Below are 13,788 nucleotides of genomic sequence, written 5' to 3'. Positions count from 1 at the left end.
TCTAGGCATGACCAGGATGAAGGTGCGGTAACACGCACTGGAGGTCCGAACCGATTAACGTTGAAAAGTTACCGGATGAGTTGTGTTTAGGGGTGAAAGGCCAATCAAGCCGGGAAATAGCTGGTTCTCCGCGAAAACTATTGAGGTAGTGCCTCGAGCGAATACCATAGGGGGTAGAGCACTGGATGGATGCGGGGGTCGCGAGATCTACCAACTCTAACCAAACTCCGAATACCTATGAGTACTACTCGGGAGACAGACGGCGGGTGCTAAGGTCCGTCGTCAAAAGGGAAACAGCCCTGACCTACAGCTAAGGTCCCCAAGTCATCACTAAGTGGGAAAGCATGTGGGAATCCCAAAACAACCAGGAGGTTGGCTTAGAAGCAGCCATCCTTTAAAGAAAGCGTAACAGCTCACTGGTCTAAATAAGGGTTCCTGCGGCGAAGATGTAACGGGGCTAAAGTGATGCACCGAAGCTTAGGGTGTGGATTTATCCACGCGGTAGCGGAGCGTTCCGTAAGCCAGTGAAGCCGAAGGGTAACCGACGGTGGAGGTATCGGAAGTGCGAATGCAGACATGAGTAGCGATAAAAAGGGTGAGATGCCCTTTCGCCGAAAGACCAAGGGTTCCTGCGCAAGGCTAATCCGCGCAGGGTGAGCCGGCCCCTAAGACGAGCCCGAAGGGGGTAGTCGATGGGAACCACGTTAATATTCGTGGGCCTGGTGGTGTGTGACGGATCCCGTGTGTTGTATGCTCTTAACGGATTGAGCATGCTTCGAAGGGGTCCCAGGAAATAGCCCCACCGTATAGACCGTACCCGAAACCGACACAGGTGGTCAGGTAGAGTATACCAAGGCGCTTGAGAGAAGTGTCCTGAAGGAACTCGGCAAATTGCCTCCGTACCTTCGGAAGAAGGAGGCCCCATGTAAGCGCAAGCTCTCATGGGGGGCACAGGCCAGGGGGTAGCGACTGTTTAGCAAAAACACAGGGCTCTGCTAAGTCGGCTTCAAGACGACGTATAGGGCCTGACGCCTGCCCGGTGCCTGAAGGTTAAGTGGAGGGGTGCAAGCTCCGAAATGAAGCCCAGGTAAACGGCGGCCGTAACTATAACGGTCCTAAGGTAGCGAAATTCCTTGTCGGGTAAGTTCCGACCTGCACGAATGGCGTAACGACTTCCCCACTGTCTCCAGGACATGCTCAGCGAAATTGAATTCTCCGTGAAGATGCGGAGTACCCGCGGTTAGACGGAAAGACCCCGTGCACCTTTACTGCAGCTTCAGAGTGGCATTAGGAAAGAACTGTGTAGAATAGGTGGGAGGCTTTGAAGCCATGGCGCCAGCCGTGGTGGAGCCACAATGTGAAATACCACCCTGTTGTTTTCTGATGTCTAACCACGCACCGTCATCCGGTGCTGGGACCCTCTGTGGCGGGTAGTTTGACTGGGGCGGTCGCCTCCCAAAGAGTAACGGAGGCGCGCGAAGGTTGGCTCAGGCCGGTTGGAAACCGGCTGTTAGAGTGCAATGGCATAAGCCAGCCTGACTGCGAGACTGACAAGTCGAGCAGAGACGAAAGTCGGTCATAGTGATCCGGTGGTCCCTCGTGGAAGGGCCATCGCTCAACGGATAAAAGGTACGCCGGGGATAACAGGCTGATAACCCCCAAGAGCTCATATCGACGGGGTTGTTTGGCACCTCGATGTCGGCTCATCACATCCTGGGGCTGGAGCAGGTCCCAAGGGTTTGGCTGTTCGCCAATTAAAGTGGTACGTGAGCTGGGTTCAGAACGTCGCGAGACAGTTTGGTCCCTATCTGCCGTGGGCGTCGAAATTTGAGAGGAGTTGACCCTAGTACGAGAGGACCGGGTTGAACATACCTCTGGTGTACCAGTCGTTCTGCCAAGAGCGCAGCTGGGTAGCTATGTATGGACGGGATAACCGCTGAAAGCATCTAAGCGGGAAGCCTCCCTCGAGATAAGATTTCATAGGACGGTCGGAGACCACGACCTTGATAGATCGGATGTGGAAGTGCGGTAACGCATGAAGCTAACCGATACTAATTGTCCTATTCGCGCTTGAGAGTTCCACCATCAATGTCAGCACTGGGCAACCAGCGCCGTCATGGTGTGATGATCATCGCAGCCCGTATTATCATCTTACAATTACCGTGCACGGTATCGATTTGAAAAACTTCCAGCTGCACCTGCTTCATTGCTTGGTGACCATAGCGTCTGTGACCCACCCGATCCCATCCCGAACTCGGCCGTGAAACCAGACAGCGCCGATGGTACTATCGCCTAAGCGATGGAAGAGTAGGTCGTCGCCAGGCATTGAAGCCGGTGCAGCCAGAAGTTTCTTCGCACGAAGAACCCATTCACAACGCCAAAGACATACACCCTGACGCGGGGTGGAGCAGTCCGGTAGCTCGTCAGGCTCATAACCTGAAGGTCACAGGTTCAAATCCTGTCCCCGCAACCAAACACCGACATACCAAACCGCTTCAGGACATCCTGAGGCGGCTTTTTTATGCCTGTTTTCCGAAGCTTGCGCCCGAGTCGCGTCGTCTCAGATGGCTCCTTTGGACCCCATCGAACGCCAGGACGTCGATTTGCTTTTGGGGGTATTTTCTGGGGTAATCGCCGCAACCCCAGCGGAGTACCCCCAGATGGCGCTCAAGGAACTCGAAGTCCGCTACGCGACCAAGCGGCAGAAAGATTACAAGCTCGCCGACGGCGAGGGCCTGTACCTGCTCGTTCGGCCCAATGGCTCTAAGCTATGGCGGATGAAGTACCGCTTCGACGGCAAGGAGAAGCTGCTCTCCTTCGGCTGCTATCCCGACCTCAGCCTTGCTGAGGCGCGGCTCCGCCGCGCAGAGGCCAGGGTGGCGCTGGGGCAGGGCAGGGACCCAGGCGCCAGCAACAAGTCGCCGGTCGGCAAGACCTTCGAGCAGGCGGCGCGTGCCTGGCATGAGAACCGCGAGGGCAATCTCGACGACGGCCACGCCAGGCGGCTGATGACGCGGCTCGAGCGGGATGCCTTTCCGGTGATCGGCGATCGGCCGCTTCGGTCTATCACCAGTGCCGACGTGCTGGCCATGGTGCGGACCGTAGAAGCGCGCGGCGCGCTCGACGTCAGCCGGCGGATCAAGCAGCATGTCAGCCAGATCTATCGCTTTGCCATTCCGCAGGGCTGGGCGGATCAGGACCCGGCGGCCTATCTATCTGACCTGCTGAAGCCGAAGCCGCGGGTGCGGCACATGGCGCGGGTGGGCCTGCAGGAGCTGCCGGCGCTGGTGCGCGCGATCGATAACTACGACGGCGAGGAGAACCCCAGGCGGCGTGCTGTCACCCGTGCGGCGTTGCTGTTCACGCTGCTGACCTGGGCACGTACCAACGAGACGCGGCTCGCCCGCTGGGACGAGTTCGAGGGGCTCGACGGGTCGGAGCCGCTTTGGCGCGTGCCAGCGGCGCGAATGAAGATGGAGCGCGAACACATCGTACCCATCTCGCCTCAGGTCGTGTCTCTGCTCGAAGACGTTCGAACTTACTCGACCGACATGTACGTCTTTGGCGGGGACAAGCTTGGGCAGCCCATTTCGCAGAACACGATGATCTATGGCTGTTACCGCATGGGCTATCGCGGGCGGCAGACGGTCCATGGCTTCCGCGGCCTCGCATCGACCTGGGCGAACGAAGCGGAGCGCTATCGATCCGACTGGATCGAGATGGCGCTCGCTCACGTCGACCGCGATGACGTCCGCAGCGCGTATAATAGCGCGCTGTACCTCTCACCGCGCAGGCGCATGCTGCAGCATTGGGCCGATCACGTGTTCGGCTTCCTGAAGCAAACTAGCGACACGTCTCACCTTGGCGGTCACCGACTGGCTCGCACGGCCTGACATGCGCCTGCTGACAGACTTTGGATCCGCGATGGACTGCCGCAGCCAATAATGCCCGGGGTGGCCGGTCACGACCTGACGTGCTCCCCTTTTCTCCTCCACTCATAAGTAGAGTCCGGGGCTGCCAGGATGCCCTGGCGGGTGGGGTTGCGCAACGCGCCTTGCAGCGTCGGCGGGTGTCAGCCCGCCGATACCGCTATGCGGCCGCACATGGTTGTAGTCATGTCGCCAGTTGCTCAGCACCGAGCGGGCATGGCTCAGCGAGGCAAACAGCGTCTCGTTCAGGCATTCGTCGCGCAAGCGACCATTAAAGCTCTCCACATAGCCATTCTGCTGCGGCTTGCCCGGCGCGATGTAATGCCACTCGATCTGCCGGTCCTGCGCCCAGCGCAGGATTGCCAGACTGGTCAGTTCCGTCCCGTTGTCGCTGACGATCATCACCGATGGGCCAGCTCTGCCTAGAAATCGGGGTAAGGCTTCCCCCTGACCGCGAAGAAGAAGCGCATAGTAAGGATTGAAAATCTGTGCGGTTGCAGGCAATCGTTCCCTCAGGGGGAGAGCAATCCTTGGGGGCAGGTGCAACGGATTATGCAGCGCGAATATATGCGCTGAATGACGCGGATTTGGAGCGGCTGACTGACGACTGGGTCGCGTCGATGCGGTCGCGCTATCCCGACAGCGACCGTTTCTCCGGTGCAGGAGACATGGGGCGCGATGTCGTGGGCTATCGCACGGCCGCTCGTTTCGATGGTCCGTGGGACAATTATCAGTGCAAGCAGCTCAGGAAAGCACTGGGCGAACCGGAATTCATCCGTGAGCTGGGTAAGATATTTTTCCATAGTGCTGCCGGGCATTTCGGCGTCCCCGCGCACTTCTATTACGTCGCTCCGAGGGGAGCGGTCCGGGCCGTTCGAAACCTCATAGGTCATCCCAGCAAGATCGGGCCGCGCCTGATCGAGCAATGGGACACATGGTGTGCCGACGATCTGGTGGAGGGTGAACATCATCCGCTATCGGACGAGATACGCGCGCTCGTCGACGCTTTTGACTTCCAGAACGTGTCGCTGCTTGAGGCTGGCAAGCTCGTCCGAGCAGACGAGATGAAACCCGTGCTGGTCAAATGGTTTGACGCGGATCCCGGTGAAGCTCCGGTCGGGAGCGTCCCTGACACGATGCAGCCGGAAGAGGCTGCCTACGTCGCGCAGCTTCTCGCCGCCTATCAGGAACAGGGCGCACCGTCTTACACCACGGGTGACGAAGCTCTTGGCGATGCCAAGTTCGGCCCTCATTTCCGCGTTCAACGGGAGCGGTTCTTTGATGCCGCTTCCTTCAAGCGCTATTACAGGGACAGCACCGAACCAGCCGTGCTCGCCACATTCGAGAAGGACATCTTTCACGGCGTGTTCGACACCCATGGCCTCTCGCACGCCGACATCATGGCGAAGATCGCGGCCGTCATGAATGAAGCCAAGGGCGTGTCGGTCTCGGGTGTCCTCGGTAAATATGCGCGGGTTCCCGTGAAGCAGGGCGTCTGCCACCACTTCGCTAACGACGGTGTGCTCCCGTGGGTGAAGTGATGACGGCAGCGCTGGGCGATGTGCCTCTGTTCAACAGTCCGTTGGAGACGGGCCTGCGTGCCCTGGTCGTGCTCGATGCCTTTTATCCTCGGCCCTGCACCATCAGCGAGCTGACGTGGTTCGACCACCTCGTCGTGCATACGGCCGACGTGGAAGGCCCCGACAGCCTGCACCCCGACCTGCCGTCACGCGGGGGTGAACTGCTCGTGCGCCGGCGGCTGATCGACGAGGGCGTTCATTTGCTGCTGAACGCCGGTCTCATTGCCCTCGTCGATGGAGCGGACGGGGTACGATACGTCGCCGGGGAGGAGGCTCCGTCATTCATCGAGCTCATGGAAGCGTCCTATAGCGCGCGCTTGAAATCGTGTGCGGAATGGCTCGCGGATCGGTTCGGCGCGCTCCCGGAAGAGGAGTTACGAACCATCGTGCACCAGCGGCTCGGGCGGTGGACGCTTGAGTTCCAGGGCGAAGGCACACTCTACGAGCCGTCGGCATGATCGCGCGCCTGATATTCCGGCATCTGTCGTTCATCGGCACCGCGAAGCCGGTGAGCACGCTCCCGTTCGCCGACGGCCCCAACGTCATCTATGGCGCCTCGAACACCGGCAAGTCGTTCACGCTCGCCGCCCTGCAATTCATGCTGGGGAAGTCGACGCCGCTTCCTGTGATCGAACAGCTCGACGGCTATGAAGCGGTCCTGCTGGGTCTCGACGTCCCTTCGCTCGGGCCGGTCACCCTCTATCGCGGTATTCAGGGCGCCGGGTTCCGGCTTTACGAAGGACTGCATCACGAACCGCCGCCCGGCGTTCCCTTCCGGGTGCTGGATGCGGAATATGACGCCCGCACGGAGAATATCACCAGCGTCCTCCTTGGCGCCTTGGGACTGGGCGGGAAGTTCGTCGTCAAGAACGAGAATGGCGAGAAGAACAGCGTCACGCTCCGATCCCTCGACCCCTTCATCTTCGTGGACGAGGGCTCGATCATCGATGCGCGCAGCCCGATCCTGTCCGGCCAATACACGAGCGCGACGGCGGAAAAGAATCTCTTCCGCCTGCTTCTGACCGGGCGGGACGATTCCGCGATCGTGGCGGTGGTCCCACCCAAGATCCGAAAGGCCCGCCAGGAAGGCCAGAAGGAACTGCTGGAGGAATGGATCGCGTCGCTGGACGCGCAGATCGACGCGATCGGCATCCCTCGTCAGCAGCTCGACGATCAAAGCAAGCGGATCGACGCCTCGCTGATTGCCATCCAAGGTGATCTCGCCAAGCGTCAGCGCCGGATCGACGAGGTCACACGCGAGCGGCGGCGCATGGTCGACGAAGCGGATCGTGTGACCGCCCAAGCCCGCGAGATCGAGCTGACCCTGGCGCGGTTCGCGCGGCTGATGGAGGTCTATGAATCCGATGTCGAGCGCCTTGAGGCCCTGGAGCAGGGTGGCCATCTCCTTCTTGCGCGGCTCGACCGCCCTTGCCCCTTATGTGGTGCCGAGGTTGATCATCAGCATCATCATGGGCGGCAGGATGTCGAGCGTTCACGGGTAGCGGCCCGCGTCGAGATTGCGCGGATCGATCGGGAACGCCGGGATCTGGTCGCCACGATGAACGGGCTTGAGGCAGATTTCGCCACCAATCTCGCAACGTCGGAACGGCTGCGACGGCGAATGGCAGCGGCGGAGCGGATTCTCGGCGCCCTTCGTCCGGAGGAATCGGGATTACGCGACGAATACGAACAGAGGATCGAAGCGCGGGACACCGTTCGCGAACGCCTAAAGTTGTTTGAAGAGCGGGATCGCCTAGCCGTGCAATTGTCTCAGGTCACGACGGCCCCAACTGCGGCCAAGCCGAAACTCACCGTCGGCATCGACGGGCCGACTGGCCATGAATTTGCCAGCAAGGTGTCTGAGGTGCTCCAAGCTTGGAAGTTTCCAGGGAATCCGACCGTGTCGTTCGACAGTCAGACCCAGGATATACGTCTGGACGGCAAGGAGCGCGGTGCAAACGGAAAGGGCGTCCGCGCTATCCTCCACTCAGCGTTCAAGGTCGCGGTTTTGCTCTACTGTCAGGACAAAGGCCTGTCTCATCCTGGCGTGTTGGCGCTCGACACGCCGCTTCTCACCTACCGAGAGCCGATCCGGGTGCCACGCCACGGCTCGCTGGCGGCCGACGAGAAGGAGCTGGCCGCGACTACGCTATACGAGCATTTCTACCTTCATCTGGCCAGCCTCAGTGGGCGTGCGCAGTTCATTATCCTTGAGAACAGCGATCCGCCTAGCGATCTCGTGGACCGACTTTCGGTGCAGACTTTCACGGGGGATTTGGCGGATGGACGTAGCGGATTGCTTCCCTCCGCCAGTGGTTCGCCAACTGTTCCGTGATCCACCCGTTGCGATTTTGTGAGGTCACAAGCTTCCGGGACAGGGGCGATCAGCCTGCAACCCTAAGATTTGGTGCCATCGTTTCCACCGTACGGACACGGCGGCGAAGATCAGCGCATCTCGCGAGTACACGACGAGCGTTCGGATCTTTGTAATTACAGATTGATGTCCGGTCTTTACGAAAACTGCCGTTCGCAGGGACCAAATGGATTGACCAGAAAGTCCCACGAACGGCCGGAGAGCGGACGGATTTGTACTATCTCAGCAAGTAGGCGCTGGGGCGCGTGAAAGACCGTTGGGAGCCTCGTCATCCTGCTTTGCGATTGGCAGTGTCATAGGACATCGGGTTATCCAGCCATTCAGCGATGGCAGATTCCCTCCAGCCCATGCAGCGAGTGCTGATTTGCGTGTTCTGGGGAAACGTGCCGGCTTCCATCTTTCGATAGAGGGTGGACCGGGTGAGGCCGGTGCGTTCGAGCACGGTCTTGATCCGGAGAATGCGGTCTGGCGGGTCGGGTTGAATCTGCATTGCGATCACCTTGCATCGTGTGAGGGTTGGTGGAGCGCTCCGGGGCAAGATTGGGCTGAGTTGCGGGTCGGGCAAAGAGCCTGGTTGGGATCAGATGGGGCGAATTGGGGACTCCCCGGGACCGTGTCTTTGAAAGGGATAGTCCTGAGGTTCAAGGCGGGTGTGCCAGGGCGTCTCACGCCTTCGGCGTGACTGCGCTCGCACGCCGCTGGCGCGGCACCGAGTCGGCGTGGCCGTCTCGGCCCTTCGGGTTTTGATCGCGGACGCTGGTCGATCCTGCGGACCGGCAGCCGGCAGGTGCCGGCAGCGGAACGCGGGTGCGGTGCGCGCGCTGGCGCACGCCTGCGGCGACACCAGGGCGCGCGGGTTGCTGGTGCCCGCGTGGCACACTTGCCTGAGGTGGTCCCGCCTATTTGGACAGTTTTGCGGCTGAGCTAAGCTAATCCGGGTTGTCGATCATGCCGCCATTTTGGTCATCAGATCATGGGGGGCATGCCCCCCATGATCTGAAGCGCCGATCCACCCATAGGCCTCCGCCGGGGTTCGCCCGGCTAGCCCTGAGTGGGGTCGCTGTTGATTGTAATAGGTGATCCACCGGCCAAGGCCAGCGCGCAGCTCCGAGCCGGTCTCGAAGGCGTGCAGATACACGCACTCATATTTGAGGGAGCGCCACAGGCGCTCGATGAACACATTGTCCATCCACCGACCCCGGCCGTCCATGCTGATCCGTACCTCGGCGTCGCGCAGCACGCTGGTGAAGGCGAAGCTGGTAAACTGGCTGCCCTGATCCGTGTTGAAGATCTCAGGCCGACCGAAGCGCGCCAGCGCTTCCTCCAGCGCCGCGACGCAAAAGCCGGCGTCCATGGTGTTCGAGAGCCGCCATGCCAGCACCTTGCGCGTCGCCCAGTCCATGATCGCGACCAGATACAGGAAGCCCCGGCGCATCGGGATGTAGGTCACATCAGCGCACCAGACATGGTTCGGCCGCTCGATCGCCAGCTTGCGCAGCAGATAGGGATAGACCCTGTGCTGCGGGTGCGGATCACTCGTGCGCGGCCGCTGGTAGATCGGCGACAGCCCCATCTTCGCCATCAGCCGCCGCACCCGTCGTCGTCCAACATCATGGCCATTGCGGCGCAGATGCCGGACCATCTGGCGGCTGCCGTACCACGGCATGTCGAGGAACGCCGCATCGATCACCCGCATCAGCGCAAGCGTCTCTTCGGTCTCCGGCACTGGCGCGTAATAGTAGCTCGACCGGCTGATCGACAGCAGACGACATTGCGCCGCGATCGACAGGCAATGGTGAGCAGGATCAATCCACTCCCGCCTCCGTGCCACGCTCATCGACCGGAGGCCTTCGCTAAAAAATCCCGCTCCACCAGCAACTGCCCAATCTTCGCGTGCAGCTTGTCCACCTCCGCGTCGCTCGCCGCCCTGGCCGCCTCACCGGCACCGGAGAACGTCGCCGACATCCCTTCGATCGCCTGACGCTTCCACGCCGCGATCATCGTGTGATGCACCCCATGCTTCGCAGCCAGTTCCGCCAGCGTCATATCGCCACGGATCGCCTCCAGCGCCACCTTCGCCTTGAAATCTGCGCTGTAGCGCTTCCTCGTCGTCTTCATTCCCGTCCGTCCTCACGTCGGGATTAGCTTAGCAACCTGTCCAGTTTTCCGGGACCACCTCAGCCCAAGCGGGAGGCACGGGTGGCGGCTGGCGCACGAGCTGGCGCGCGCACGCCGCCCGCGCGGGCCCGCCCGGTTGCAAGGGTGCGGTTCTTGTCCGGGCGCCGCTGGCGCCCGGCAGCGCAGTTGCGCTGACAGGATGGTCGCCGCGCGGTCGCGCGGCAGCGTTGGTGCGCCGGTACGCGGACAGGGCGGGGGGAGCGTCGCTCGCCTCTAGTCCTGCCGCAGCATGCCGCAAGCCGGGCGGTGCCCGGCTCCTCCACGTTGTTTCGGCCCTGCGGGTGCAGCCTGCCTCTGACGGCAGGACTGCCGGTTCGCTCCTGCCGCTCCCCCCGCCCTTCCGGCGCCGGTTGCGGTGTTTTGGAAGGAGCGGGGCCATGGGTGTTGGACGCGAGAACCGGGCGAGCCTCTATGCCGAGGTGACCGGACGGGTGATAGCCGAGCTGGAGCAGGGGCGGCTGCCCTGGGTGCAGCCTTGGGATGCTGCGGCGTGTGGCTGTGCAATGCCGGCCAATGCCGTGACCGGGCGGCGCTATTCGGGGATCAATGTGCTGATCCTGTGGGCGGCGGTGATCGAGGGACGCTATACCTCGCAGCGCTGGTTGACCTTTCGGCAGGCGCAGGCGGCGGGTGGCAGCACGCGGCGCGGCGAGCGCGGGACAACGATCTGTTATGCGGATCGCTTCACGCCTAAAGACGAGGCCGAGCGGGCACGGGACGAGGATCGAGAGGCGCGGCAGCTGGCCTTCCTCAAGCGGTTCACCGTTTTCAATGTCGACCAGTGCGAGGGGTTGCCCGAGCGGCTGACGGGGTTGGAGCAGGGCGAGCCGGTGGCAGAGGCCGACCGCATTCCTGCTGCGCATGCGCTGATGGAAGCGTGCGGCGCCGATATCCGGATCGGGGGTGGGCAGGCCTATTACAGCCCCGGCGGCGACTATGTCGCGGTGCCGCCGCAGCTGGCCTTTTACGACCGCATCAACTGGTATCGCACGGTGCTGCACGAGCTGGGGCACTGGACCGGGCATGGCTCGCGGCTCGACCGCGATCAGTCGGGCGCATTCGGCAGCGCGGTGTATAGTCGGGAAGAGCTGGTCGCGGAAATGACAAGCGCGTTCACCTGCGCATCGCTGGCGATCCGGCCGACCGTGCGGCACGCCGATTATGTCGGCAGCTGGCTGGCGGTGCTGCGCAAGGACGAAAAGGCGATCTTTCGGGCGGCGAGCGCTGCCAGCAAGGCGGCCGATTACCTGCTCGGCTTCGTCGCGGATGGGGAGGCGGGGCAATGATGCGCTGGCTTCGACTGCGGCGGATGCGCCGCGCCTTTCGTGCGCTTCCGGAGCGCGATCGGGCGATCTTCGGATCGGTTCGGTTCGACGATTTGGACTACGTCGAAACGGCCGAGCGGCATGGCTGCACGGTGGCGGAGGTGGAAGAGACCATCACCCGCGTAATCATCGCGCTCGACCGTGCAGCGCGGGGCAAACAGCCGTGAGGGATGCTACACCTCGCCCGGCGCAACCGGGCGAGGTGTACGCCGCCGCATCAGCGCGTTAGGATCGATCCATGAGGACTAGCCTCGACCATCTGCCCCCAGCCAAGCAGCGCGAGCTGGAGCGTGTCGTCCAGATCCTGTTCGAGGAGTTCGGCGACGCGATCGCCATCGCCACGTCGGATTGGAAGAAGCAGGCGCGCATCCTCAAGGTCATCCTGTACGGCAGCTATGCCCGTGGCGGCTGGATCGATGAGCCGCACACCGCCAAGGGCTATCAGTCGGACTTCGACCTGCTGGTGATCGTCAACAACGACAAACTCACTGATCGCGTCGAGTTCTGGGCAACCGCCGAGGACCGACTGAACCGCGAACTGGCGATCACCAAGACGCTGCGTACCCCGGTCAATTTCATCGTGCACACCATGCAGGAGGTGAACGATGGGCTGGCGCATGGGCGCTATTTCTTCATGGACGTCGCCCGCGACGGAATCGCGCTCTACGAGAGCGAACCCACCGAATTGCACCAGCCGAAGCCAAAGACGCCACCGCAGGCATTGGCGATGGCTCAGGAATATTTCGTCGAATGGTTTTCGAGCGCAGTGGCCCTCAAAGAGGGGGCAGATTTTTACATCAGCAAACAACGTCCGAAGGAGGCCGCGTTTTCGCTGCACCAGGCGGCAGAGCGCCTCTACCACTGCGTCTTGCTGGTCTGCACGTTCTACACGCCGCACACCCACAACCTTGGCTTTCTCCGCACCCAGGCCGAACGCATCGACCCGCGGCTGATCGACGCTTGGCCCCGGGACCAACGCATCGATCGTTCGCGGTTCGAGAAGCTGAAGGAAGCCTATGTGAAGGCGCGCTATTCCAAGCACTACCGGATCACCGCCGAGGAGCTGGCGTGGCTCGGCGAGCGCGTCGAAGTGCTGGGGCAGGCGGTGCAGGTGATCTGCGAAGAACGCATCGCGGCGCTGGAGCAAGCTGCCGCCGCATGATCGTCGCGCCCCGAGGCTTGGAGCCTCGGCGCGCGATCGAGATCAGGCAGTGGGTGTCGCCTTCGCGCGCGGCTTGCGCGCCGGCTTCGCAGCGGGCGCTTCGGCAGGCGCATTGCGTGCTGCGCGGCCCTTGGCGCCCAGGCCAATCTTGTGCGCCATCGCGCGGCGCTGCTCCGAATAGGTCGGTGCCACCATCGGATAATCGGCCTTCAGATTGTAGCGCGCGCGATATTCCTCGGGCGTCAGCCCGTGCGTGCTCAGATGCCGGCGCAGCGTCCGGTACGGCTTGCCGTCGATCAGCGAGATGATGTGATCCTTGGAGGCCAGCGATTTGCGGACCGAGACGGCCGGCGTGAATTCTTCCGACGCAGGTTCTTCGCTCGCAACTTCCGCGCTCACGACACCACCTGAAAGTTCAATCACATCTGCATGCATCTTCCGCAGAAACGTGGAGACATCGTCCATCGTCGCGCGATTGTTCGGGTTCGATAACCAGGCGATGGTGAGGTCGCTTGCGAGTTCAACGGGATCGGTATTGCTCTGCTCAGACATTCTGCGTCCCTACTCCTTGTTTTGCGGCATAGTTCCGACAACAGGATTATAGGAGCGAACGTACTCCGTCTGCTGAAATATGTTGGAAGATGCAGCGGGACTACTCATTCTGCAGCTGCTCGAAGGCACGACGCCCGCGTCTTCGCCATAATGTCAGCGCCTGATCCCGTTGTTCGCCTTTGAGCGTAGCGGCAGCGTCGATCATCACACCGAACAATACGGCGCGATCATCGTCGGTAAGTTCGACCAATCCGGCTTTGGCAACCAGGCCGCCCAGCTCGATCAGTTGGCGCGTTCGTTCGCGGCGCTTCACCACCCATTCTCGCGTGTCATTCCGCGCCCGCTGCGCTTCCAGTCGGTGCCGCGACGCTGTCAGCTGCCGCAGCCGATGCCGCACGCGGACGAGTGCCGCCGCGAGCTTTGCCCTGCCGCTGAAAGAAGGCCGCGCCACGCTGACGCCAGCCCTCCCGTACGATCATATCGGACGCGTTAGCAGCGGCGAGCAACGCGCCCGCCAGCTGCTCGACTGCCAGCGTATCGGCACCGGTCGCGACCACCAGTTCGCCGAGCTGTTGGAACTTGGCTTGTTTGAGCTGTCGCGCCTTGTTGTCGAGCGCCTTCAGTTCCGAATCAAAGTCACGTGGCTTGCGCATCGAGCCCTCCGCAGTTGATGGATGATGTTCGGTGA

Annotated in this window: 12 protein-coding genes, 1 tRNA gene, 2 rRNA genes and 1 pseudogene (1 of these 16 running past the window's edge); 10 read left to right on the top strand and 6 right to left on the bottom strand. The window is 61.8% G+C overall.

From position 1 onward, the window contains the following. From ACG3SL_RS15465 to ACG3SL_RS15450, 4 genes are all read left to right on the top strand, one after another. Window positions 1-2,075 (top strand): 23S ribosomal RNA (locus ACG3SL_RS15465); it begins 718 nt to the left of the window's first position. Window positions 2,076-2,209: 134 nt separating this feature from the next. After that, window positions 2,210-2,324: ribosomal RNA gene (gene rrf, locus ACG3SL_RS15460) — 5S ribosomal RNA — on the top strand. A 72-nt stretch (window positions 2,325-2,396) separates the two neighbouring features. Then, window positions 2,397-2,473: transfer RNA gene (locus tag ACG3SL_RS15455), tRNA-Met, on the top strand. A gap of 187 nt (window positions 2,474-2,660) precedes the next feature. After that, a complete protein-coding gene (locus ACG3SL_RS15450; RefSeq protein WP_448662065.1) occupies window positions 2,661-3,893 on the top strand; it encodes a tyrosine-type recombinase/integrase in 1,233 nt (410 codons plus the stop codon). Window positions 3,894-3,995: 102 nt separating this feature from the next. Here ACG3SL_RS15450 and ACG3SL_RS15445 read toward each other — a convergent pair. Continuing rightward, window positions 3,996-4,367 (bottom strand): annotated as a pseudogene (locus tag ACG3SL_RS15445) (transposase family protein); the annotation flags it as partial. A gap of 50 nt (window positions 4,368-4,417) precedes the next feature. On the opposite strand from ACG3SL_RS15445, the gene ACG3SL_RS15440 reads away from it, so the two are divergent. The 3 genes from ACG3SL_RS15440 to ACG3SL_RS15430 are packed head-to-tail and all read left to right on the top strand — an operon-like array spanning window position 4,418 to window position 7,844. Then, on the top strand, window positions 4,418-5,470 hold the full coding sequence (locus tag ACG3SL_RS15440) for an ABC-three component system protein (protein ID WP_448662064.1): 1,053 nt from the start codon (window positions 4,418-4,420) through the stop codon (window positions 5,468-5,470). Beyond that, complete coding sequence (locus tag ACG3SL_RS15435) at window positions 5,470-5,967, top strand: ABC-three component system middle component 2 (protein ID WP_448662063.1); 498 nt, start codon at window positions 5,470-5,472, stop codon at window positions 5,965-5,967. Before ACG3SL_RS15440 ends, ACG3SL_RS15435 begins: the two co-directional genes overlap by 1 nt. Then, a complete protein-coding gene (locus ACG3SL_RS15430) occupies window positions 5,964-7,844 on the top strand; it encodes a hypothetical protein (protein WP_448662062.1) in 1,881 nt (626 codons plus the stop codon). Before ACG3SL_RS15435 ends, ACG3SL_RS15430 begins: the two co-directional genes overlap by 4 nt. Window positions 7,845-8,151: 307 nt before the next feature. On the opposite strand, the gene ACG3SL_RS15425 is transcribed toward ACG3SL_RS15430, so the two are convergent. Together ACG3SL_RS15425 and ACG3SL_RS15420 are read right to left on the bottom strand one after the other, a co-directional pair. After that, on the bottom strand, window positions 8,152-8,373 hold the full coding sequence (locus tag ACG3SL_RS15425) for a helix-turn-helix transcriptional regulator (RefSeq protein WP_448662061.1): 222 nt from the start codon (window positions 8,371-8,373) through the stop codon (window positions 8,152-8,154). Window positions 8,374-8,829: 456 nt separating this feature from the next. Next, window positions 8,830-10,001, bottom strand: a protein-coding gene (locus tag ACG3SL_RS15420) for an IS3 family transposase (protein ID WP_448662060.1) whose coding sequence is annotated in 2 segments (ribosomal slippage) — window positions 8,830-9,737 and window positions 9,737-10,001 — 1,173 coding nt in all. Because the reading frame shifts where the segments join, the coding sequence is not laid out codon by codon here. A gap of 437 nt (window positions 10,002-10,438) precedes the next feature. On the opposite strand from ACG3SL_RS15420, the gene ACG3SL_RS15415 reads away from it, so the two are divergent. The 3 genes from ACG3SL_RS15415 to ACG3SL_RS15405 all read left to right on the top strand — a co-directional run bounded on the left by ACG3SL_RS15415 (window position 10,439) and on the right by ACG3SL_RS15405 (window position 12,548). Then, complete coding sequence (locus tag ACG3SL_RS15415; RefSeq protein ID WP_448662059.1) at window positions 10,439-11,347, top strand: ArdC family protein; 909 nt, start codon at window positions 10,439-10,441, stop codon at window positions 11,345-11,347. Then, a complete protein-coding gene (locus ACG3SL_RS15410; RefSeq protein ID WP_448662058.1) occupies window positions 11,344-11,553 on the top strand; it encodes a sigma factor-like helix-turn-helix DNA-binding protein in 210 nt (69 codons plus the stop codon). Before ACG3SL_RS15415 ends, ACG3SL_RS15410 begins: the two co-directional genes overlap by 4 nt. Before the next feature lie 71 nt (window positions 11,554-11,624). Further along, window positions 11,625-12,548: a nucleotidyltransferase gene (locus ACG3SL_RS15405; RefSeq protein WP_448662057.1), complete on the top strand. Its 924-nt coding sequence runs from the start codon at window positions 11,625-11,627 to the stop codon at window positions 12,546-12,548. Between the two features lie 42 nt (window positions 12,549-12,590). Here ACG3SL_RS15405 and ACG3SL_RS15400 read toward each other — a convergent pair whose 3' ends face one another. The 3 genes from ACG3SL_RS15400 to traD all read right to left on the bottom strand — a co-directional run bounded on the left by ACG3SL_RS15400 (window position 12,591) and on the right by traD (window position 13,753). Beyond that, window positions 12,591-13,100 carry a MucR family transcriptional regulator gene (locus ACG3SL_RS15400; RefSeq protein WP_448662056.1) on the bottom strand — a complete coding sequence of 170 codons (510 nt, stop codon included), beginning with the start codon at window positions 13,098-13,100 and terminating at the stop codon, window positions 12,591-12,593. 100 nt (window positions 13,101-13,200) lie between these two features. Further along, on the bottom strand, window positions 13,201-13,413 hold the full coding sequence (locus ACG3SL_RS15395; RefSeq protein WP_448662055.1) for a conjugal transfer protein TraD: 213 nt from the start codon (window positions 13,411-13,413) through the stop codon (window positions 13,201-13,203). A 16-nt stretch (window positions 13,414-13,429) separates the two neighbouring features. Beyond that, the gene (traD, locus tag ACG3SL_RS15390) at window positions 13,430-13,753 is read right to left on the bottom strand and encodes a conjugal transfer protein TraD (RefSeq protein ID WP_448662054.1); all 324 of its coding nucleotides are present in this window, start codon (window positions 13,751-13,753) and stop codon (window positions 13,430-13,432) included. Window positions 13,754-13,788 lie beyond the last annotated feature (35 nt).

The sequence above is a fragment of the Sphingomonas degradans genome (assembly GCF_053502645.1).
The sequence above is the reverse complement of the archived record's forward strand: the minus strand, read 5'-3'. Positions and strand labels throughout refer to the sequence as shown.